This window comes from Flammeovirga sp. MY04 (assembly GCF_001682195.2).
GTDB lineage: Bacteria > Bacteroidota > Bacteroidia > Cytophagales > Flammeovirgaceae > Flammeovirga > Flammeovirga yaeyamensis.
The window spans coordinates 2,201,685-2,225,440 of record NZ_CP003560.2 but is presented as its reverse complement, the minus strand read 5'-3'; the positions used below and the strand labels follow the sequence as shown (position 1 = coordinate 2,225,440).

Sequence of the window (23,756 nt, the reverse complement as noted above, 5' to 3'; positions counted from 1 at the left end):
AGTTATGCAAAAAGCTACTGTCCGGACAACTTGTTAAATACAAAACCTCGTTCTTCTCTTCTTTCCTCAAAGTCAATTTCTAAGTCAATTAGAAAAAGCATTTGTTTCTTTTCTATTAGAACAGGTATGTTATTAGTAGTGTATTCCACATCACCTTCCTTAGTTTGGTCAAATCCAAGGGTGAATTGAGCACCTCCACATCCACCTCCTCCTTTTACACCAACGCGTAGAGAGTATCCTTCAGGAACTTTTTTCTGGGTTAATATTTCTTGAATCTCTTTAGCAGCACGTTTTGTGATGCTAATTGGATTTTCAATTTTCATGGTTATAATAATTTATGTACAAGATTTTAAATATGCAATTCTAAGCCTTCTTAATTGAAGAGAATATTCTGCGAATGTCGTAAAATCTTGAAAGTTCACAAATATAAAAACGACACTACATTTTTAATGTTTTCATAATGAGTTGAAAATAACAGTATCAAATGTAATTTTTTTAATATATATGAAAAATTATCGTTGATTAACGTTAGTTCATAGAGTGATAAAACGAATGGATGAATTAAAAAGTATTACAAAAAGAGTTAAGGTCAACTGATTTCGAATTCATTAATCAAAAAAAATGGACATTGAAATACAACGTCCATTTGATAATGCGAATTTATTTTTAAGCCAAAAGACCTTTACCTTTTTGAGGATCTTTAGAATAGCTGAGCGAACTTTTTAACATGCTGTTACCTCTATCTGATACACGTTTATCGGCTCCACCTTCTTGTCTGACAATTTCTTGCAGTACCTCTCTCTCATCTATCATAGAAATCTGATGTAACTGATGCCAACCTTTTTGTTTACAAAGGCTACTAATAGCATTGTTAAACATTTCTCCAGTTTTTACAATCCATTTATTTACAGTCATATCAATTGCAAAACCAAGTCCCATTGGCGAATTAATAATATCTGTAATTGGAATATTACTTTGATTGAACTGTCCTGTATTGATACTCAGTTTGATACCTAATGCTGGAGTTGCATAAGCTTTTACAGCTTGAATAATTTGTGCTTTTATCAATTTTGGATGGAAAGCTGCTCTAATAAACGGACCATACATTTGATGATGATTTCTCAATTCTTTTTCGGCATCTATCCCTTTTAAAGTACCTTTCCCAGGGAAGTTAATAATCAGTTCTCCTTGATGAATATCGTTATTTCTGGTAGTGTATTCCACATCAATTCCAGCATTTTGGAAGATACTTCCAAACAGAGCAGGTTCTGTAACCTTCATTCTTGCAATTAATGGAGCAAGTCCTCTGCCTCCTCCCGCAAATTGAATAAATCCGTAAGAAAAGAAAGCTTTATCATAACTATTGATGGCATCAAAGTTTCCTTCATGACTAGAAACTACTTTCATCGCCTCAGCTAAGATAGGAGATAACCCAGCTTCTTTAAAAACGGATAAAGGAACCTCATTAGGAAGGGATTTTCCTAAATATCCAACCCCATTATAAAATTGATTATACCCGCTATAGACAAAATTACTAAACTCAGCAGTTTGAGTTTGTCCAGTTATTGGGTGAGGGAATGATAAAGTATATTGAGTATATTCTTTTAAGAACTTAAAGGTAACATCGTTAGGAACGATTTCTCCATAAGTATATTTATCCGTATCTAACATTTCAGTTCTACTTGGCGAACCCACCCACCAATTCAAGCGATAGCGATCTTGAAGTTTACGAATTGCTGCCATAGTCTTAGGCACTCTTTGGCCTGAAATGTTATTAGTGTTGCCTCCTACATTCCTTGGGCTTTCATTGTGTTGACCATGTAAAATACCCAATTGAACAAGTCTTTTTTGCACATTGTCAAGATCTGTTGGGTGTATAGAATAATTTGTGCCAATTCTGCTATAAAGTCCTTTTGAAAACAGTTGTTGCCCATCAATTTTTGATAACTGATAGATACTATTTCCTTGTGCTTGTTTCACAGAATTATTTTGTGGTGAAGAATTATTTTTTGATGTTGGTATAAATAACTTCTGTCCAACATAAATCCTACCTTTTGGAATATGATTGGCCGCCACTAATTCTTGTGGTGTGATATTATATTTCTTTGCAATCTTAGATAGAAAATCACCCGATTGTACGGTGTACACATTTACTTCCTCTTTAGTAGTAGGTGTTACTTTTGGTTTTACATTTAATTGAGGACTAGGAATAGTGAGTACCTGTCCAACATAAATAGTAGCACCAATTGACATATTATTAGCTGACAAAATCTCTGCTGGAGATAAATCATATTTTCGTCCAATAGCATACAAAGACTCACCACTTGATACAGTATGTGACTTTTGAGAAGAGGAAGGTTGCTTTTTAGGAGGAGGAATCACCTTCGCTTTACCATTGTTTTTTACCTTGAGTTGTTGCCCAACATAAATAGGCTGACTAGAATCAAACCCATTTAATTCTAATATTTTTTGAGGGCTGATCCCAAATTTTTGAGATATCTGATATAAAGTATCTCCTTGAAGAACAGTATATACTTCTGGTGGTGTTTTCTTCTTTATTGTAGTTTCTTTCTGTTCTGAGACTATTTCAGAACCATTACTATCTGATGTTGGAATAAATAAGATCTGACCAATATAGATTGGACTATTGGGCTGCATCTGATTTTTTTCTAACAGTTGTTGAGGAGTAACATTATATTTTCTTGATATACTGTAGAGTGAATCTCCTTTTAAAACGATATGCTTTTGAATATTTGATGAAGTGGATGAAACAATATTTTTTTCTTCATCACTTTCTAATTCTGGTATGTAAAGTTCTTGACCAATGTAAATTCCATTATTCGGATCTAAATCATTTTCTTCAATAATATCCGCAGGTCCAACATTGTATTTTTTTGCGATGGAATATAAAGAGTCACCCTGTGCTACAATATGGATGATATCCTCATTTGAACTATTCTCAATAGTATTATTGACAATAATATTTTGACCAATTTGTAGAGTTGGAGGTGTACTCCAATTATTAAGACTTAATAATTGATTTGTAGATAAATTGTGTGCTCTTGCGATACTATATAACGTATCGCCGGGTTGGACAGCATAACTCATTTTTGGATAATTTAAACGATGTGCAAATCACTTTGTAGTACAATTTAAAAAAATAAAACCTATCCTCCATAGAGAATAGGTTTATCTTTCTACTGTGTTTTGATTTAGGACATAAATGTCCCTAAAATTTAAGGTTTTTAAAGTCCCCAAATAAAATTTATATGGGTTCTTCTACCGTATAAAGCAACAAATAATATTTTTATTGATGATAATGGGGGTAAAGTACGTGGACACTTTAGTGCCCACGTTTAAGGTAAATATATAATATTATGTTAGTAGATGGGGTAGAAAAAAGGGAGTCACTATACGCCCACTAAACGTGGTTTAATATTTTTTTTTGCTTTAAAAAATTATTGTTTCTATAGCGACTTAGTTATTAATAGTTAGTTAAAATAAGGTAGGTTTTAGTAGTTAGTAATTGTTTCGGTTATGGTATTAGTAACGAGAGTTTGAATAAATAGTTACAAATATTTGTAAATAGTTAATTTGAATGAACTAAAGAAGCTATGTTTTAGAGATAATATGTTAATAACCACTTGATTTTGGAGAAAATTCATTGACAAAAATTGTACTATTTCTAGAATTACTTATTCATAAAAAGAGAATTGTAACTATTTCAAGTATCTATATAAATAATTGAAGTTTGTTGGATATTTTTTGAACAAACTTCTACAACAATTCAAATACAGAAAAAAAGAGAGCGATTATACCGAAATATAAACGCTCTCATTGTTTGTATATCTTCGTCAAATTATATGAAGACGATAGAATACTATTATTTTTTTACGAATTTTGTTAAAATAACAATATGTTGTCCATTCACACGACCTTCGATATGTTCCGGGTTGTCGTGTACCAGAGATATATTTCGAACCGCAGTTCCTCTCTTAGCTGTAAAATTCGCTCCTTTAACTACTAAATCTTTTACTAGAACAACAGAATCACCATTTTCTAAAATTGCTCCATTTGCATCTCTATGGATTACTTTATCTTCATCATCTACACCCTCTCCAGTTGCTTCTGCCCATTTCAATGTTTCTTCATCAAGGTAAAGCATATCTAGAAGGTCTTGTGGCCATCCTTCAGATTTTAAACGTTGCAACATTCTCCAAGCCAATACCTGAACCGCAGGATTTTCATTCCACATACTATCATTTAGACATCTCCAATGGTTTGCATCCATTTTAGATTTATCAAGAATTTGATCTTGACAATGCTGACATAAATTAGCATGGTCTTCAATATCTTTAGAAGATTTTGGTTCTACTAAAAAAGGGGAAACATTTTCTTCTGAAGCACATAATTCACATACTCCGTTACTTCTTTTCTGTAAATCTCTTTCTAAACTCATTGGTATAATTGATAATGTGGAAATATTAATGACAGATCGAAACTTTAAAATTCAATATCATTGTTGAACTTAAGTTATCAGCTCACTTAAAAAGAGAAAATCATTTCCTTATTTAAGTGATACATAACAAAAATGCAGAATTTTATATCAAATTGTACTTTTTGTAAACGATTATTTAGATGGATTATTCGTTAATAAAAGGATCTGAGAAAGCTGGGTTGGTTAAGAAATCCTCATCAGTAAGCATATTTAAAAATGTGAGGATAGCTTTTTTCTCTTTTTCTGTTAAATGCAATTTTACGGGATCACCAGGAAAAATAGGTTCATTGCTCCCTTCTCTAATTAGGGCATCTAAAGTTTTACTATCCTTTACATGTTCATTATAATGCTCTAAAACTTCTTCAAGTGTATTGAATCTGCCATCATGCATATACGGTGCAGTAACAGCTATATTTCTTAAACTCGGTGCCTTAAATTTTCCTTTATCAAACTCAGACCCTGTTACATCAGAAAGGCCCTCTTTTAAATTATCATCGTCATCCAAACCATTATTATGGAACCCTCTAAACCCTTTAAAGTCACCTGAGGTTAGAATATTTAAATGACAATCACCACAATTTCCACCTCTTAGGTTTATACTTGGTTCTGGATGAGTAAAGAACAATTGAATACCTAATAACTCTTCTTCGGTAGGAATGTAACTTCCTTTTAAGTACTGATCGTATTTAGAATTACTTGAAATTAAAGTACGTTCGAATTGAGCAATTGCTTTGCCAATATTTTCTTCAGTAATGACTCCGCTGCCAAAAGCTTTCTCAAAAATCGGAGGATATTTAGGGTCTGATTGTAAACGCTCAACTACTTCATCCAAAGTCATGTCCATCTCTAGCACATTTTCGATAGGGCCTAAAGCTTGATCTTCTAAACTACCAGACCTTCCGTCCCAGAAAAATTTTCCTTGCCACATAGCATTCACAATAGCCATACTACTAAATTCACCTACACGACCATGAATACCTTCGGCTAAAGCTTTTCCATCTGTAAATGATAAGGATTGTTGATGACATGTTCCACAAGAAGTAGAATGATCTCTGGAAAGTTGTGTATCGTAAAATAGCATTCGACCCAATTCCACGCCTTTTGTAGTGGTTGGGTTGTTTTCTGGTAATACAAAATTTCTTCCAAAATGTGAAGGCAACTCTAGGGGATAAGGTTGATTATTTTCATCATCAATAGTTGGATTTTCACAGCATGAAAAAAGAATTGATAAGAATAAGGGTACTATGTAAAGATTAAGTTTCATGTTATTTAGAATACTTTAAGTTAGGTAATCAGTGTTGAAATAAAAAGGAGACTTAAAGTTTATTATTTTTTTGTGAGGGAGTAGTGTCTTAAATCATCAACTTTAAAAAAAATGAAATGTTTTTGTTAATCAAGTTTAATGATTTGGAATTAAAGAATTATCATTTTAATCTTGCACAATAATCATCAAGAACCTTTAGGTACCAACCGAGCAAAGTAGCCACGGTGGTAAAAATGATGTGGTCGATTTCTAGACAAAAAAACTAAATCACCTCCCTTATTTCTTGATGTTCGTTGAATTTTATAACACTATAATTTAAAATTATGGCAAGTAAAGAACCGTTTCAATTAACATTAAAAGAGTGCTATCAAGTACTAAGCAATCAATTTGTATCGACTTCAGAAGAAGTAAAATACAGAAACCTAACTATGTTACAAGCCGAAAAATTGATGGGGTTAAGAGGTCGATCTGATCATTCTTTACCAAAACTTTATGGAAACTCATTATTAGAAAGAATTAAATCAGAATTAGAGTAATTTTATTTTAGCTTTCTTGGTATATCTTTCTGAGACATCTTGAGCAATGATCTGAATTTGATTTTGCTTCCTAAGATTAATGACACGCATATTTAGGTATAGAATCTTATTGTTTTTTATCATTCGAACAATAGCACTTTCTGTAAAGCCAGAGCGTTGTGCATCTTCCATTAATTTGAAAAACAAATGATGGTCTTGATGCATAATCATTTGAAGGATTTGATTCTTCTTACAACCAAAACATTCATTCCACATAATGTTAGAGAGTACAATTGTACCATTTTCATCTATGGTAGACATGATATCGTAAATGGTTTTATCGCAAAAAAATCTTGATGGAGGGGTTAGGTCAAAAGCTTTCATCATATCTACTTTTTCTATTTGTTGAAGCATAACATGATAGATCGCAGTTGAACATAAATTGATAGATCGCAATAGGTTTTTTGAATATCCTTCTCTCTTATCACATAAACCAATTAATCCAATTTGTTGGTTTTGATGAAATATAGGGATTAATAAAAATGAGAACCAGCTTGCTTGTGTTCTGTACTTATCTTCATCATAACTAAAAAAGGGGAGTTGTTTACCATGAGCCAATTTCAAATACTTTACTGCTATTGAGGAAGTATTTAAAGGGCCATTACCAAGCATCGGTATATTATTTTGAAATGAGGTACATTCTATCAAGTTGGAGTAATTGAGTTTTTCCAAGTCTTGATCAATCAAACCTATAAATCCATAAGTTGAACTTGTAATTTTACATAGTTCATGTATAGTTTGATGAAGAATTTCTAATTCACCTTTTATGTTATTTTTTAATTGATCGATAATGCACTCTCTTAAACCATATAAATGGTCTTTTATAGTAGTAGTCGTATTGAGGGTCATGTGAAGTGTAATTACAAATAAAAAAGATATCAGGTTTAACGGGAAAGTATCAGAACAACACTCAATATATCTCTTTAAGTTTCTTGTCTCCTAATTCGTGATGTGAGTTATCGATTAAAAACTACGTACCATTTGATCTATCTTTTGATATGTGGTTTATATAAACAAGTAGTGAATGGTATTGATCCAATTTTATACTTGACTTATAGTAATAAAAAAACGACAATCTGATGCATTTATCAAATTGTCGTTGTGGAATGTATATTTTAATTACAACAAGTAATTGATGTAAGATTATATTAAACTTAATTCATTCTAACGTTTTTAGGACGATTAATACCATCATATCCTTTACGCTTTTTGGATCTCTCGGTTCTTTTTAATCTGATTTCTTCAGAATCTTCTTGTGTAGATTTACTCACACTTAGAATAATACCTATGGTCATACCTGTAAACAATAAAGAGGTACCACCCATACTTACTAATGGTAAAGGTAAACCAGTTAATGGAAGCAATCCTGTGACCACGCCCATATGTACAAATGCCTGGAGTATTAAACTAAAGGTAAGACCAGCTGCCAATAAACCACCAAATGCTTTTTGACTAGTAGCGACAATTGCCATTCCCCGGTAAAGTAGGGTAATGTAAAGTCCTATAATTACTAAAGCCCCAATTAAACCATATTCTTCTACCACAATGGCAAAAACAAAATCAGAATAAGAGTGAGGTAGGAAGTTTCTTTGAGTACTTTCTCCAATACCTTTACCTGAAATTCCACCAGTTGAAATTGCGATATAAGATTGTTCTGCCTGATAAGGTATTTCAGTTTCACTCATAAAAGAAGATAAACGAGAAACTGCAGTACCACCTCTTTGACCAAATTGGTAAACAAACAAGGCCGCAAGGCAACCAATCGCTATCAACATAAATAAGTATTTAACGGGAACACGCCCGATAAATAACTGAAGCATAATAGTGAGGAATAACAAAGAGGCTGTAGAGATATCAGAAACACCTATTAATCCACAAATTATACCTGTCCATACTAATAGAGGGACAATTGCTTTATTAAATTCTCCAATATCTCTTTGTCTTTTCCAAAGCATGGAAGCCATATTGGCGATTAGTGCAAGCCTTGCTAAATCAGAAGGCTGAAAAGTAAAATTGATAAAAGGGATTTCGATCCAACGAGAAGCACTGTTTATTTCCGATCCAAAGAACCAAGTAAATAACAGTAATGGGATTGATAGTAAAAGTGCATATCTTGATAATCTAGAATAGTAAATATAATCTATTTTATGACAAACGTAAGCACCAATGATACCAACAATGACAAGGGTAGAATGACGTAATAAGTAATGCTCATTATCACCACCTGCTTGCATATAGGCTAAAGACCCGGTAGCACTGTAAACAATCAATATCGAAAACATCGATAATGTGATCATTACACCCCATATGATACGGTCTCCCTCTAATCTATTTAATAGCTTTTCCATGCATTATTTATAATTTCTGAACGGCCTCAATAAAATGATCCCCTCTATCCATGTAATTCTTAAATAGGTCGAAACTTGCACAAGCAGGAGATAATAAAACTACCTCTCCAGTATCTGCAGCATTTGTTGCTAGCGATATTGCTTCTTCCATACTTTGGGTTTCAATCATTACTTTTTGATCTCCAAAAGCAGCCAATAATTTACTATTATCAGTTCCTAAACATATAATAGATTTCACTCTTCTTTCGACTGCATCGTGTAACATACTGTAATCATTGCCTTTATCAGTACCACCTGCAATCCAAACAATAGGCGTATCAAAAGATTGTAACGCAAAGAATGCGGCTTCTACATTTGTAGCCTTGGAATCATTGATATATTTAATATGATTGACTTCTTTGACAAATTGCAATCGGTGAGGTTCTCCAACAAAAGATGGTAATGCATCTTGAATATCTTCAGGAGAAACTCCAGCAGATAGTGCAGCTAGAATTGCAGCACTCATGTTCCATTCGTTATGTGGCCCCTTTAGAGGTAAATGATTAAAGGAATAACTATCTCCTTTAAATGGAATAGTTAATTTTCCTTGTTCAAAGAATGTGTGATCAAAACCGATGGCCCAAGGCTTTATATTTCTCTTACTTAGATGTTTTTTGATATTCTGATCGTCTTCACTGTAGATAAAACTACCTTTCATCGACATATTTTCAATAATTCTGAATTTAGAATCAGCATATTGATTGATATCAAAATTATAACGATCTAAATGATCGGGAGTAATGTTAAGAATTAAAGAAATATCGGGAGCGAAAGTTTCGATATCATCCAATTGGAAACTACTAATTTCTAATACATACCAATCATAGTCGTTCTCTAGAACTTCTTTGGCGAAACTAATTCCAATATTTCCAGCTAAACCAACATTAAAACCACTTTCCTTTAATAAATGATAGATAAGTTTTGTGGTAGTTGTTTTTCCATTTGTACCTGTAATTGCAATAATCTTGGCATCTGTATATTGATAGGCAAACTCAATTTCAGAATAGATTTTTGCATTATTCGCCTTCAACTCTTTTATGATAGGAACAGTATCAGGAATGCCTGGGGATTTTACCACAATTTTAGGATTCCTTGGTGCTTTATCATGAGACCCTTCTTCGAATGGAATTGAATGAGTTTTAAGTGTTTTTTTTTGTTCTTCAGAAATTTTTCCAAAATCAGAAACAAAAACATCAAAACCTTTTGATAATGCGAGTAGTGCAGCTCCAATTCCACTTTCACCGGCACCAAGTACCAACAACTTATCTTTCATTAAAATTATCTGATTTTTAGAGTTAATATTGTAGAGATCGCTAATAGAATACTTACAATCCAGAAGCGAGTAACAATTTTAGGCTCAGGTATTTCTTTCTTTTGATAGTGGTGATGCAACGGTGCCATTAAAAAGACACGTCGACCCTCACCATATTTTTTCTTAGTGTATTTAAAATAAAATACTTGAATCATTACTGATAAATTTTCCACCAAGAATACTCCACAAAGAAGAGGGAGCATCAATTCTTTACGTAGAACAATCGCCAAACTAGCGATGACACCTCCTAAAGCTAAACTACCTGTATCTCCCATAAAAACTTGGGCAGGGTAAGCGTTATACCATAAGAATCCAATACATGCACCTACCAATGCAGTGGCGAAAATAGCGATCTCACCAGATTGTGGGATATACATGATATTAAGATAATTGGAGAAGATAATGTTACCAGAAAGGTAGGCGAATATGGCGAGCACGGTGGCGACTATGGCGGAAGTACCCGCAGCCAATCCATCTAGGCCATCAGTAATATTAGTGCCGTTTGAAACTGCTGTGATTATGAAAATCACTAGAATGATGTATAAAACATTTGAAGCAGTTTGATTAGGTAGAATTTCTGAATAATTAATCTCATTGTCTTTAAGAAACGGGATAGTTGTTTCTAAAGATCTGATATCTTCATAATCTTGTCCTTTAACTAATTCCGAAACAGGTTTGCTCTTAATACCTTTAGAGAATTTTCGTACCATAACATCCTCGTTACTTACTAAGGTTAATCCTACTAAAAGACCTAAACCCACCTGACCTAAAATTTTAAATTTACCAGAAAGCCCATCTTTGTTTTTCTTTACTCTTTTTAGATAATCATCGATAAAGCCAATAGCCCCTGTCCACAATAACGTAGTTAATAGTAATTGTATATAGACATTTTGAAGATTAGCAAACAAAAGTACAGGAAAAACAATAGCACCAATAATAATTACACCACCCATAGTTGGTGTACCTGTTTTTTCCATTTGTCCAGCTAGACCTAAATTCCTGACAATCTCACCCATCTGCATTTTTTGTAAGAAATGTATAATTCTCTTTCCAAAGAAGGCAATGAATAATACAGAAAATATAGTGGTAAGCATGGCTCTAAACGTAATGTATTGAAAGAGTCCGGCTCCTGCTAAATCGTAATGCTTGTCTAAGTAATTAAATAAATGGTAGAGCATATTAATATTTTATTGAAATTCTTATTGTTATGAGTGAAATGCTTTAAAAAGTTCTTCTTTATCATCAAAATGATGACGGACACCATCAATTTCTTGATAGGTCTCGTGCCCTTTTCCAGCTAGAAGAATAATATCACGAGGTTCGGCCATTTCTACTGCTTTAAGAATAGCTTCTTTTCGATCTAAAATCACTTGAGTTCTTCTCTCTTGAGTAGGAGAGATACCATCCATCATTTCTTCTAAAATAACTTCTGGATCCTCTGTTCTTGGATTGTCTGAAGTTAAAATAACTTTTTCGCTTAACATAGCGGCAGTTTTAGCCATTACAGGCCTTTTACTTTTATCGCGATCACCCCCACAACCTACTACTGTGATTATATTTTCACCATCTTCTTTTATGTCTTTGATAGTTTCTAAGACATTTTCTAAAGCATCTGGAGTATGTGCATAATCAATAATTCCTCTGACATTCTTTTTAGAAACCAACTGTTCGAATCTACCGCGAGCAGGTCGTAACTCGGATAAACATTGTAATGTTTCCATAGGTTCTTCGTCAAGACAAATTGCAGTAGCATAAGCCGTAAGGATATTATAGGCGTTGAAAGACCCAATAAGTTGGAACCAGGCTTCTTGTCCATTAATGTCCATTTGAATCCCCTCAAAGGTATTGTCAATTAATTTACCCTTGTAATTTGCCATAGTATGCAAACCAAAAGTTACATGCTTGCCTTTGCAGTTTTGAAGCATCACGGGACCACGCTTGTCATCCACATTTACCAAAGCAAACGCATTTTTTGGTAAAGTATCAAACAATCGTTTTTTAGCATTGATATATTCTTTCATCGTGCCATGATAATCCAAATGGTCATGACTGATATTTGAAAAAATAGCACCTGTAAGGTTAATTCCACTTAAACGTCCTTGGACAATCGCATGTGAACTTGCTTCCATGAAGCAATAGCTACAGTTCTTTTTCACCATCTCTGCCAATAGACGTTGTAAAGTGACAGGGTCTGGCGTGGTAAGTTTAGTAGGGATTACTTCATTATTGATTTTATTTTCAATGGTTGTCAATGCTCCAGTATTATACCCTAATTTTATAAATAGGTTCTGAAGAAGTGTAACCACTGTTGTTTTTCCATTTGTTCCAGTGATAGCTATTACCTTGATATTATCAGAAGGATTATCATAAAAATTAGAAGCTATTAATCCAGCAACTTGAGACGTATTGTTGACTTGGATATAAGATACGCCATCAATAAGATCAGAAGGTTCATCTTCTAAAATGATGGTTTTAGCACCTAATTCAATGGCCTTTGGAATAAATTTATGTGCATCCATCTGTGTGCCTTTAATGGCAATAAAAGCACTGTCAGCTGTAAGTTGACGTGAGTCTATTTGTACATCGGATACTAATTGATTTAAATCTCCTTTTATGAGTTCAAATTCAATACCTTTTAAAAGGGTTTGTATATTTCTTATTTTACTCACTTGTATCGCTTATAAAAGTTTTAGATGAACTTTCGTTCTACTATTTATTCTTCCACCAGGAGAAATAGACTGAGTAGAAACTCTACCTGTGCCAGAGAATGTAACTGTCGCCCCTTCGGTCTCCACTAGGTAAATAGCATCTCTCAAAGTCATTCCTCTAACATCTGGCATAAGTCCTTTATTTACTTTTGCATTCACCCATGCAATGGTATCTCCATGCACCTGAGTTCTCACCCAATTGCTAGTGTTTTTAGAGATTTGTTGAATGTCAAAAGCATCTGAAAGAAGTAATAAATCTTTATAATTACCTGCTTTAATAAAAGGAAAAGCAGTTTCGTTTTCGTTCGTTACATAGTTGATATTTCTTTCGGTCGTTCTATTGTAAACTACCTCAGCAATATCTCTAAATACAGGGGCACAGACATCACCGCCATATTTTTGATTTCCTTTTGGCTCATCTATGGCCACAATCATAGTGTACCTAGGTGCTTCTGAAGGGAAGTAGCCAACAAAAGAAGTAAAGTAGTTTTTAGTATATCGGCCACCTTTAAGCTTTTGTGTTGTGCCTGTTTTTCCAGATATATTAAAATCGGTATTGTTGATTTTTTTAGCGGTACCACTTTTCACTACTTTACGAAGCATTCCTTGGAGTGCTTTTACGGATCGTTCGCTACCAATACTTTTCTTAATCACTTTCGTGTCATATTCATCAATGATCTCGTTACCTTGTAAAATTCTTTTTACGATATAAGGCTCGATCATTTTGCCATCATTTGCAATGGCATTGTAAAAGTTAAGTATTTGAAGTGGAGAAACTTCAACTTCATAACCAATAGAAATCCAAGGTAATGAACATCCACTCCAGCTTGGGTCACCTGGACGGCTGATGTTTGGGTGGGCTTCGCCTTCCATTTGGAAGCCAATCGTTGAAGTTAGATTGTATTTATCTAAATATCTAAAGAAGCGTTCTGGGTTTTCTCGAAAGTGTTTGAAAACCAATTTTGAGATACCAATATTAGAGGATTTTTCGATAACTTCTTCTACAGATAGCATACCAAAACCATAAGCGTGAGCATCCGTCATGACACACTCATCATAAAATTGATACTTTCCTTCACCTGTATTTACTGAATCTGTGATATTAATATCCGATTCTTCTAGTACCGCAAGCATTGAAGCACCTTTAAATGTAGATCCAGGCTCCATAGCACCTTGGATTGCGTAGTTGTAATCCTCAACATACTTACCTTCTTTTGTGCGACCTAAATTGACAATGGCTTTAATTTGTCCAGTCTGTACTTCCATCAAAAGAACAGTACCAAAATTGGCGTCATGTTTAATAAGTGCTTCCTCTAAAACTTTATGCGCATGTTCCTCAAACTCCATATTTAGTGTCGTCTGAATATCAAAACCATTTTTGGCTCTTATTTGTGCACCATTATCAAGTGGCTTCCATTGGTTACCAGAAACTCTTTGAAACAAAGCTTCTCCATCTTTACCAGCTAAATCGGCATTGAATGAAAATTCTAATCCACGACCAGTGAATTTGGCTTCTTCATCTTTTCTAATAAAACCAATTGTTCTTCTACCTAAATCATTAAATGGTTTGAATCTTTTCTCGACTTTATCAAAGATAACCCCTCCACGATGACGTCCTTCTCTAAAAATAGGCCATTGCTCTATAATCTTTTTGTCTTGATGTTTGATTTGTTTCTGACTTAAAATCAGATATCGTCTTTTCTTTTTTCGAGATGTTCTTAAAAGGCTATCGTAATAACTTTTTGATCTTTCTTTAAAGTAGATAGATAAATTATAAGCCAATGAATCAATACCTTTATCAAAAACACTATCCGGAGAGACAAAGGGATCAAATGCTAATTTATAAAAAGGTATTGATGTCGCTAACAATGAACCATCATCTGCTAATATATTTCCACGGGTAGCATCGACTCTTCTTACTTTAACACGATTCGCCTTACCTGCTTTTTCCCATTTTTCTTTTTCCATGAATTGCAGATCAGAAATCCTCACAACAATTGCAGCAGCAATCATAACGATAAAAAGAAATGCGATTCTAACTCTTAAAAGTATGGAAGTTCTTATTCCCATTATTTTCTATTTACTGATCTTCTAATTTAGGAACACTTATAACAATAGGAGCTGTTTCTAGGGGTACTAAACCCATAGCTTCTGCCTTTTTTTCAATTTGACTTCTCTTACTTTCGTTAATGAAATCATATTTAAGGGTACTGTATTCTACTCTTAATTTTTCGACAGATTTTTCAAGTTTATTAATTCTTAGATGAGATTTTTCGGCCTGAAAACTGTTTGCGATATATAGAATACCAAGAATAGTTACAAAAATAATTTTTTGTATGTACTGACTATTTTCCTCCTCTTCGTCTTGGGAAATAAACTTCCATTTCAGGAACTTTCTATTCCAACTATTTAAGGGTGATGTACGTTTCTTTTTTGGGGATTCTTCCTCAACAGTTTTATAAGTATTGGCTCTCATCTAAAGGTTAATAGTGGATCCTAAAAAAATTGAAAACGAATTTGCTAAAATTCTTCCTTAATTTATCTAAGTTGTAGGAAAAAATGGAATTTTTTAAGAAAAAAATGAATTAATGAATCGTAAATTTAGTTTCTCCTAATAGATAACCTCCAGTATAGACTAAAGCCTTATAATTTCCTTTGTTTAAAAAACTATTATTTTGATATGAAATCGAAACATTAGCACCTAAATTACTATCAAAGTTATAATTGGTTTTTGTAGTAAAAAATAGATTTTCTTTGGTGTCTGCTAACGTGAAATATTTTGATTCTTCAGTCGCATTGTATATGGTCGCACCATCAGGGTCAACAAGACATAAATAAACTGTTTTTTGTTCTGATGGGAGTAATACATTTTTAGCTAATTTAAAATCGATACTTATTGCTGAGATTTTATTCGCGTCGAAAGAATCACCAATGATTTGTTTCCCTTTTTGATCAACGGCATAGCAGTTAAAATCAAAAGCATTTAATTTTTTAGCTTCATCTAATTCCTTTTCTAATTCACCTTGATGGTTTTCAAGTACATCAATTTTGTTTTTTAGATCTGAACTTTCCTTCACCAAACTCGAATTAACCATTTTTAATGAGTCATTCGCCTTTTTCATATATGAAATATGCTCATCTTTTTGGCGTAATAAATTCTCATAAACCCCCACTTTAGATTTAATAGTATGATATCTTTTTTCTTGCATTAATTGAGTTGAACGAAGCTCTTTTTTTTCTCTTTCAAGACTGTCTCTTACATTCTCCAAGGAAGTGACATCTTCATTCAATAAAGTGAGGATTTGAATCTGTTTATTTAATTCAGTAGATATTGAATCTAATTTTGCGTACGTTAAAACAAGTTCAATGTTTTTACTTTGAACTCTATCATTTAAACGTTTTTCATCACCTGATCTTAAAAATAACTGAACAAGGTTTAGTGTTAATAGGGTGATGACTAATCCGATTACAATTTTACGTCTGCTACTTATAGAACTAAAAAAAGATGCGCTATTCATAGTTTACTACAATTGCAAAAACCACACTAAAAACACTAAAGGTTTGATTTTTTTAAGTTTATTCTAATTTTTGGTATTTATAATACGAAAAAGGAATTATAGTATAAACTATAACTCCCAGCCAAAGCCTAGTGTGTATTGGTAATCTATTTCTTTACCGGCTTCTGCAGGTTGACTATCGTAGTTTAAGTTGTAAGAAGCTTTGATATAGAAGTCGTAAGGTAAATCATATTTTAGGTTAGCGTTAACGTCAGCACGCCATCTTTCTTGATCACTTAATGCTCTAAATCCTTTTGCTGTAGTTTGGAAAGATAAATCACCCGTATCGAATAGGTTGATTTCTGTACCTAAATACCATTCAGCTTCTGACCTTGTAGGTGCAGTAGTAAATGTGGAGTCACTTTCGTTAAAAACTGGATCAAAACTTTCATTTAAAAACGATGCTCCAGTAGAGAAACCCCAATAAGCAGAATTGGTTCTAAGTACATACTTACCAAAACCACCTAATCCTATAACACGAAGATTGATGGACTGTTCTGTATTGGTTAAATAACTGGCAGATGCAGTGATATAAAAATCATGAGGTAAATAATAGTTGCCTGTAAGCGTACCTTCATTTCTTTCAATAGCAGCAACATCATCTTGTGTTGATCGCAAACTTGCAATATTAAAAGTAAATCCCCATCGATTAGTAGTATATCCTATAAAACCATTGGTGTTAAATTGGGAAAGGTTATTGGCTTTTGTATAGCTATATCCAACATCAAGACTTGCTGAAAGCCTACTTATAAATGTGGATTTTACTGATAATAGATTGACGATATGATCAGGGGCAATCATTACTTCCCCGTGATCATCAGTCTCTAATACAAATTGATCACCATTTAAGGATTTGATTCTACCATTGTAACGTTGACCTTCGGTGGTTGTAATTAGGAAATAAGTTTCTCCTTTTATTTCTTTAATTCCATCCCACTCAATTTTAAAGTCAGAATCTGAATAAGGGGTTTCAATTTGAATAACTCCTTTTTCCATATTTTTAATTTCACCGACAATCATATCTCCATTTTTTAACGTCAAGGAATCAACTTGTGCAAAAGAGATAAAAGATGATAACATAAATACTATTAAGGTAATTATTTTTTTCATGGTAGGATATAACAAATAAATTAGTTTTTGCGGGTCAATATTGATTATAAATATATGAAATCAATAATGACCCACAAAAAAGATTACTAGAGAAGAACTTGAAAATAAACACCTTTTCATGTATAATCTTATAAATTGTTTTATTAGTACAATTATTTGAGTTTTGATAGTTAATGAATGAAAGAACACATTAGAAAATCACCTTTTATATAAGAAATATTTTGATAAAAATTTCAACTTTTGTTTAATAAAGTATCAAAATGTATTAAATTAGTAATCATTTTTAAGAATATTATATGATCGAGTTAAATTATATACTGATCTCAGTAATTGTATTGATTACGAGTGTAGTAGCGGTTCTAATTACCTTTTTTATCCAAAAAAATAAATACAGTAAGGTAATTTGGGAATGGGAGGAACTAAAATCCAATCAATCAGTAAGAGCGATTGAAAATCAAAATCTGACTACATTAAATAAGGAGTTAGAAAAAAATATAAATGATTTAAAAAAGAATATAGCTGTCGTACAAACGAAGTATGAAAAAGAATCAAATACTTTGAGTGAACTGAAGCAATCAGAACATTTTTATAAGAATAAACATCAGGTCTTATCTGAAGAAAATGCTAAAAACCAAAAAGCATTATTACTGCTTAATGAAAGACTTCAGGAATTTCATCAAGCCAATCAGCAGTTAATGCAGACGAATGATCAATTGCTACAAGATAACGTTGAACTGAAAACACATAATGATCATCTACATTTAAAGATTACTGAACATCAAGAAGAAATTAATACATTAAATCAGAAGTTTAAATTGGAGTTTGAAAATCTAGCCAATAAAATTTTTGAGGAGAAGTCGAATAAATTTATTGATCAGAATAAAGATAATATGAACGTTATCCTTAATCCTTTTAAAGAACAAATTGATGCTTTTAAAAAGAAGGTCGAGGATAGCTATGGAAAGGAGTCGAATGAAAGACAAGCTTTAAAAACAGAAATCGAACTCTTGAGAAAAATGAATCTTCAGATCTCTGAAGAAGCTAAAAATCTTACCAAAGCACTAAAAGGTGATGCTAAAAAACAAGGTGATTGGGGAGAAGTGATTTTAGATTCTGTTCTCAGAAAATCAGGTTTGAGAGAGGGATTTGAATATTTCACTCAACCATCTTTTGATAATGAGGATGGGCAAAAACAAAGACCTGATGTTGTGATACATTATCCTGGGAATAAACAAGTAGTCGTTGATTCAAAAGTTTCTCTTAATGCCTACGATCGATTTGTAAACACAGATGACATACAGCAGCAACAAATTGAAGTAGGGTTACACATCAAGGCAATTAAGTCTCATATTGATGAATTAAATGAAAGGGATTACCAAAGTTTACCTGATATTAAAAGCTTGGATTATGTGTTGATGTTTATTCCTATTGAACCTGCCTTTTTAATTGCATTACAACAAGATGATTCATTATGGGATTATGCTTATAATAAAAAAGTGGTCATAGTTGGGCCAACGACTTTGATGTCTACTTTAAAAGTAATTGAAGAATTATGGAGAAATGAACATCAACAGAAAAATATTGATGAAGTGATTAAACTTGCTTCAGGAATTTATAATAAGGCAAGGCTTTTTGTTGGGACTCTTGTAAGCTTGCAAAAGAAGATTAGTTCTACGAATGAAGAAGTAGATAAAGCTATGAATCAGTTAACGAATGGAAAAGGGAATTTAATTAAGCTTCTAAATGATATGAAAGAGAAAGGTAATATTAAATTACCTAACTCTTTACCTCAAAATCTTGTAGAAGAAAGCTTAGAAAGTGATAATAACTCCTTAGAATAAATCCCAATTACCATGACTATAATAAGTGGGGAGTACAGGATTGTGGACAGTATTAATGCCCACTTTTGTACTATCAAATTCATAGATTGGTTTTCCAAACGAAGTTATACTATATAAAGCTTCTTTGTTAATCCACTTTGTCTCGATATTACTCAAATCAGTATGTCTAATTTTACTTTTCATCTCATCAGGCGACATGCTTTTGCTACCAAGAATCCAACCCCATTCTCCTAAAGTCAGAATCTGATTATGTAATGGTATTGTATTAAAACCGGCTGCTCCCATAGTTTTTTCTATACAATAGAAAGCTTCAGAAGCATAGTAAGGGCTGCCTGCTTGTGTGACAATTACGCCATGAGGTCTTAATAATTTATTACACATTCTAAATGATTCTAACGATTGTAGTCTTCCTAATTCTATGGATTTAGGATCAGGGAAATCCATCATGACTACATCAAAAAACTGCTTTTCTTGTTCTAAGTAGTGAAAAGCATCTTGATTAATGATTTTCACTTTAGAGTCTTCTAAAGAACCCCCGTTCAATTTTTTAAAGATGGGATTTTCTTTCGCTAATTTTGTCATTTCAGGATCCAAATCAACGAGAGTAATACTTTTGACAGAAGGGAATTTTAATGCTTCCCTTACTAAACATCCATCACCACCACCGAGAATTAATATGTCTTGAGGAATAGGAGAGATGCTCATCGCTGGTATAGCCATTGGTTCATGGTATAGCCATTCATCAAAAGTACTTAGTTGTAGATGGCCGTTAATGTAAAGCCAATAATCGTCTTTCCATTGGGTAACTACTAACCTCTGGTAAGGGGTTTGTTTTTGAAAAACGACTTTATCCTTATATAATTTCTGTTCTCCATAATTGATAATATTATTGGAGAAGAACATACCGATACCGATACTTGCGAAAACAAGTACACTACTAATTTTGAGTATTTTGTTCCATTTATGTTCAAGTAAATCATCTAATCTCCGTAAGAGTAAGATGGCAACTAGTAAATTCACAAAACCTAAAACGAATGGTGTGTAAGTTAAGCCAAGTAGGGGAAGACCAACAAAAGCAAAAAATAAACCTCCAAATAAACTACCGAAGTAATCTTTTTCCATCACCGAGGAGATATTGACCTTTAAAGCTTCAAATTGATCATTTAATCGAGTGGCAAGTGGTATCTCTAAACCAATTAAAAAACCAATACAAATACTGGTAGTATAAATAACAACACCATCCAATGGTAACGGGAAAATAGTGTATTTAGGAGTAAAACTGATAAAGGCACTAATACTATATGCAATAATAGAAGAAAATGAAACTAATAGTGATAGTATGAATTCTACAATAATAAATTTCTCTAAAAGATTAGTTTCTATGTATTTACTGAATCGACTACCCAACCCCATTGCAAATAGCATAAACGACAAGGTCATGGTCCATTGAAATACTGAATTTCCTAAAAAATATGAAGCTAAAGTGGATAACACATACTCAGCTACTATACCAGAAAGTCCCGTCGCAAAAAGGGCTAGTTTTAAAGTGTTTGATTTAGAAAGAATGTTTGCCATTATAAAAAAAGACCCTCTTCGAAAAGAGGGTGAATTTAGTTGATATTTTATTTGCCTCCACGAGAATAAGATCGGGATCTACTTGAGGATCCACTTCCATATCTAGAAGAAGAACTATTTGATCTCGAAGAAGATGATGTTGATGAAGCTCTTGATCCAGCTGAGTAACGAGCAGGAGAACGACTTACACTTCTATTTACAGTATTTTTAAAACCACTACTGCTGCTCATACGGTTAGAGAATGTAGGGTTTGCTTTTTGAGCACCACTTGAGTAAGTTCCGTATTTTGGTGTACCTACTGAACCTCCATAATAATTTCTTCCTGATCTATAATGACTTGTGTAATCATAATAGCCTGATCTATACACTCGTCCATAATATCCCATGTTGAAGATAGAACGCATCATAGCGTATTGTCCATAAAATACCCAGAAACTTTGGCCTGAATTATCTCTTTGCCAATGTCCGTATCTCTCATTTCCAACATAACCAGAATAACCTGGAGGTGATACTTGTTTACTTAATTTACCATCGACTTTAGAAGCTATTTCCATTCCGATATCTCCAGAATGTAGTTGGAAGAAGTCTTGAGAAACGTCGTACCAATCCGTTTTCTTTACCTGAGGAATACTATCAGCACCAAGAGTAATTACCTTATATTTATGACGGTAAAAATTCTGCGTAAATAAATGCTCTTCTGCATCCATGTCCTCAAGAATAATAGTAAAATCGTTTAAATCACTCATTTCAATGATCATTTGATCTACAGGTGACTTTCTAAATCGATTTTCGTTAGAGGTACATGAATAAAATAATAGAGAAATTAGTGAAGCTATTATTAATTTTTTCATGAATTTAATTCGTTGTTTTTTTGACACTATGATAATGTAAGTTTACGTAATTTAGTCATTAACGTTTGGTAAAATGTTGGTGAATTTACTTGCATCCTCAACAATTCCTAAAGAAGCTGAAAAGCCTTCATCTTGATATTGTTCAATACAGAGAGTGAATTTTTCAGATTCATCGTAGTAATCCCAGCACATATATTCAGTGCTTTCTTCTGAAGACATGCTATGAACATCTCTCCAATACCCTACAGATTTTTCATCCCTAAAGAATTCTTTACCATTAAATAGGATTGTTCTTGGTGGTTTACCTTTTTTTAAGATATCTTCTTCAACATTATCAGGTAATTTTCCCCAAAGAATGCTCTGACTTACGGTGCCTGTTAGTGACCCTTCTTCATCAACACTTAAATAAAAAGTGTCCTTAGCAGATTCAATTTTATATTCCCAAGAGAAATCATTATCTCCCCAATCATATTCATATTCTCCAACAACTTCAAATGTTTGGAGTTCATAATCAAATATATACCCTAAACGTAAATCGCGTATAGTAATATTGGTAGGATCGTAATGAGGCTCCTCTTTCTTTTTTTTCTTGAAAAATCCAAAAGGCATATTAAATCGTGTTTTGTATCTATTGAATTTAAAGATACAACTAATTAGTCAGATTCCACAATAGAAAACTTCTGACCTTCGATGGCGAGTTGCGTATTGTTAAATTCTGTTTGTGCCTCTTCTAAAAGTTCTGTTAAGTCAGCGTAGCGTGCCGAAAAATGACCAATTAAAAGTTCTTTTACTTTGGCTTCTTTGGCTACTGAACCGGCTTGTTTCGCTGTGGTATGATAGGTGATATTCGCTCTTTCTTTATGTCTATCCATAAAAGTAGATTCATGATAAAGCAAGTCTACACCATAGACTTTAGAGATCACACTTTTAGAATATTTGGTATCCGAACAAAACGCATATGATCTTGATTTTCTTGGAGGTAACGTTACATCTTCATAGCGAATAGTATCTCCGTTAAATTCAATATTTTCTCCACGTTTTAGAGCTCTAAAAACTTCAAAAGGAAGTCCAGATGGAAGTTTTTCAGGAATAATTCGGTATTGCTTTTTCTTCTCTCTGAATAGGAATCCTGTACAAGGGACTCTATGAGTCAAAGGAATAGTTTCTACAGTAATTTTTTCATTTTCAAAGATCACCTCTGAAAACATTGTAGGATTGTCGTATAGAAAAACTTTGTAGTTTAATTCTGTTTTTGAGTGCTTGAAACTGGCCAATAAAACTTCGTCTAAACCTCTTGGGCCATGGATATACAAAGGCTCTGTACGTCTTTGCAGATGCATTGTGGATAATAATCCTGGTAAACCAAAGAAATGATCGCCATGTAAATGACTGATAAAAATATGCTCAATTTTATGCAAACTGATGCCAAAGTTTAATAACTGATGTTGTGTTGCTTCACCACAATCAATTAAAAACTGCTGGTTACCAATTCGTAAATGCTGAGAAGTCATTTGTCGGCCTTTCGATGGAATTGCGGCACTAGAACCTAATATAGTAATCTCGAATGACAAGGGATAAGACTATGGGGATAAGCTTTAAGGATATAAAAGCTCAGATCTCAAAAATTGAGATCCGAGCTTTTTTATATTATTTTAAAGTTAAAGAGTGGACTTATTAGTCTTCTTCACCTTCAATATCTTTTTCAATTTCGTGTAAGAAAATCGCTTCAATTGCTTCTTGTACCGTTGGGTGAAGCTCAAGAACTGACTCTAACTTAGAAATTTTAATAAGTTTCATAACGTGTTCGTTCAATCCAGCTAAAACTAACTTACCATTTACTTCCGTAGACAATCTGTTAGCAACAAGGATTGAGCTTAATCCCGAAGAATCAACGTATTTTACGCTGCTCAAATCGATAATTAAGTTTTCAGTACCTGATTGGAACATTGTAACGATCTCTGCTTTTAATTGCGGAGCTTTTAATGAATCTAGTTTTTCTTCCTCAGGGACTAAAACAGTATATTTTTCGCTTTTATTGACTGAAAATCTCATAATTTCTTTATAGTCTGTTATAATTT

The 23,756-nt window shown here is 33.1% G+C and carries 20 protein-coding genes and 1 riboswitch; of the genes, 2 read left to right on the top strand and 18 right to left on the bottom strand.

Going from position 1 to position 23,756, the window contains the following annotated elements; translation table 11 throughout:
- Positions 1 to 14: 14 nt before the first annotated feature.
- From MY04_RS08990 to MY04_RS08975, 4 genes are all read right to left on the bottom strand, one after another.
- Complete coding sequence (locus MY04_RS08990) at positions 15 to 323, bottom strand: HesB/IscA family protein (RefSeq protein WP_066208805.1); 309 nt, start codon at positions 321 to 323, stop codon at positions 15 to 17.
- A 343-nt stretch (positions 324 to 666) separates the two neighbouring features.
- Positions 667 to 3,108, bottom strand: a complete 2,442-nt coding sequence (locus MY04_RS08985; protein WP_066208802.1) for a muramidase family protein — start codon at positions 3,106 to 3,108, stop codon at positions 667 to 669.
- Positions 3,109 to 3,883: 775 nt separating this feature from the next.
- On the bottom strand, positions 3,884 to 4,459 hold the full coding sequence (locus MY04_RS08980; RefSeq protein ID WP_066208800.1) for a PhnA domain-containing protein: 576 nt from the start codon (positions 4,457 to 4,459) through the stop codon (positions 3,884 to 3,886).
- Positions 4,460 to 4,643: 184 nt separating this feature from the next.
- Positions 4,644 to 5,762, bottom strand: a complete 1,119-nt coding sequence (locus MY04_RS08975; RefSeq protein ID WP_066208798.1) for a cytochrome-c peroxidase — start codon at positions 5,760 to 5,762, stop codon at positions 4,644 to 4,646.
- Between the two features lie 177 nt (positions 5,763 to 5,939).
- Positions 5,940 to 6,033, top strand: a riboswitch (SAM-I-IV-variant riboswitch).
- Between the two features lie 52 nt (positions 6,034 to 6,085).
- Here MY04_RS08975 and MY04_RS08970 point away from each other — a divergent pair.
- Positions 6,086 to 6,298 carry a hypothetical protein gene (locus tag MY04_RS08970; RefSeq protein ID WP_066208796.1) on the top strand — a complete coding sequence of 71 codons (213 nt, stop codon included), beginning with the start codon at positions 6,086 to 6,088 and terminating at the stop codon, positions 6,296 to 6,298.
- Here MY04_RS08970 and MY04_RS08965 read toward each other — a convergent pair.
- From MY04_RS08965 to MY04_RS08925, 9 genes are all read right to left on the bottom strand, one after another.
- Complete coding sequence (locus tag MY04_RS08965) at positions 6,290 to 7,186, bottom strand: GAF domain-containing protein (RefSeq protein WP_066208795.1); 897 nt, start codon at positions 7,184 to 7,186, stop codon at positions 6,290 to 6,292. The genes MY04_RS08970 and MY04_RS08965 overlap by 9 nt on opposite strands.
- Before the next feature lie 305 nt (positions 7,187 to 7,491).
- Positions 7,492 to 8,685 carry an FtsW/RodA/SpoVE family cell cycle protein gene (locus tag MY04_RS08960; protein ID WP_066208794.1) on the bottom strand — a complete coding sequence of 398 codons (1,194 nt, stop codon included), beginning with the start codon at positions 8,683 to 8,685 and terminating at the stop codon, positions 7,492 to 7,494.
- Positions 8,686 to 8,692: 7 nt separating this feature from the next.
- Positions 8,693 to 9,997 (bottom strand): UDP-N-acetylmuramoyl-L-alanine--D-glutamate ligase, encoded by a 1,305-nt coding sequence (murD, locus tag MY04_RS08955; protein ID WP_066208792.1) that lies wholly within the window; start codon positions 9,995 to 9,997, stop codon positions 8,693 to 8,695.
- Positions 9,998 to 10,002: 5 nt separating this feature from the next.
- Positions 10,003 to 11,214, bottom strand: coding sequence for a phospho-N-acetylmuramoyl-pentapeptide-transferase (gene mraY, locus MY04_RS08950; protein ID WP_066208790.1), 1,212 nt, complete (start codon positions 11,212 to 11,214; stop codon positions 10,003 to 10,005).
- 27 nt (positions 11,215 to 11,241) lie between these two features.
- Complete coding sequence (locus MY04_RS08945; RefSeq protein WP_236941107.1) at positions 11,242 to 12,705, bottom strand: UDP-N-acetylmuramoyl-L-alanyl-D-glutamate--2,6-diaminopimelate ligase; 1,464 nt, start codon at positions 12,703 to 12,705, stop codon at positions 11,242 to 11,244.
- 9 nt (positions 12,706 to 12,714) lie between these two features.
- Positions 12,715 to 14,814, bottom strand: a complete 2,100-nt coding sequence (locus tag MY04_RS08940; protein ID WP_066208788.1) for a penicillin-binding protein — start codon at positions 14,812 to 14,814, stop codon at positions 12,715 to 12,717.
- 10 nt (positions 14,815 to 14,824) lie between these two features.
- Positions 14,825 to 15,220, bottom strand: coding sequence for an FtsL-like putative cell division protein (locus MY04_RS08935; RefSeq protein WP_066208786.1), 396 nt, complete (start codon positions 15,218 to 15,220; stop codon positions 14,825 to 14,827).
- Positions 15,221 to 15,329: 109 nt separating this feature from the next.
- Positions 15,330 to 16,262 (bottom strand): hypothetical protein, encoded by a 933-nt coding sequence (locus MY04_RS08930; RefSeq protein WP_066208782.1) that lies wholly within the window; start codon positions 16,260 to 16,262, stop codon positions 15,330 to 15,332.
- A 108-nt stretch (positions 16,263 to 16,370) separates the two neighbouring features.
- Positions 16,371 to 17,411 (bottom strand): DUF481 domain-containing protein, encoded by a 1,041-nt coding sequence (locus tag MY04_RS08925; protein ID WP_066208780.1) that lies wholly within the window; start codon positions 17,409 to 17,411, stop codon positions 16,371 to 16,373.
- Positions 17,412 to 17,707: 296 nt separating this feature from the next.
- Here MY04_RS08925 and rmuC point away from each other — a divergent pair, with 296 nt between their 5' ends.
- On the top strand, positions 17,708 to 19,252 hold the full coding sequence (gene rmuC, locus MY04_RS08920) for a DNA recombination protein RmuC (RefSeq protein WP_066208779.1): 1,545 nt from the start codon (positions 17,708 to 17,710) through the stop codon (positions 19,250 to 19,252).
- Here rmuC and MY04_RS08915 read toward each other — a convergent pair.
- The 5 genes from MY04_RS08915 to MY04_RS08895 all read right to left on the bottom strand — a co-directional run bounded on the left by MY04_RS08915 (position 19,244) and on the right by MY04_RS08895 (position 23,730).
- On the bottom strand, positions 19,244 to 20,827 hold the full coding sequence (locus MY04_RS08915; RefSeq protein ID WP_066208778.1) for a polyamine aminopropyltransferase: 1,584 nt from the start codon (positions 20,825 to 20,827) through the stop codon (positions 19,244 to 19,246). The genes rmuC and MY04_RS08915 overlap by 9 nt on opposite strands.
- Before the next feature lie 47 nt (positions 20,828 to 20,874).
- Complete coding sequence (locus MY04_RS08910; RefSeq protein WP_066208777.1) at positions 20,875 to 21,678, bottom strand: hypothetical protein; 804 nt, start codon at positions 21,676 to 21,678, stop codon at positions 20,875 to 20,877.
- A gap of 51 nt (positions 21,679 to 21,729) precedes the next feature.
- Positions 21,730 to 22,287 (bottom strand): DUF4178 domain-containing protein, encoded by a 558-nt coding sequence (locus MY04_RS08905; RefSeq protein WP_066208775.1) that lies wholly within the window; start codon positions 22,285 to 22,287, stop codon positions 21,730 to 21,732.
- A 44-nt stretch (positions 22,288 to 22,331) separates the two neighbouring features.
- On the bottom strand, positions 22,332 to 23,249 hold the full coding sequence (locus MY04_RS08900; RefSeq protein ID WP_066208773.1) for a ribonuclease Z: 918 nt from the start codon (positions 23,247 to 23,249) through the stop codon (positions 22,332 to 22,334).
- A 103-nt stretch (positions 23,250 to 23,352) separates the two neighbouring features.
- A complete protein-coding gene (locus MY04_RS08895) occupies positions 23,353 to 23,730 on the bottom strand; it encodes an STAS domain-containing protein (RefSeq protein ID WP_066208771.1) in 378 nt (125 codons plus the stop codon).
- Positions 23,731 to 23,756: the final 26 nt, after the last annotated feature.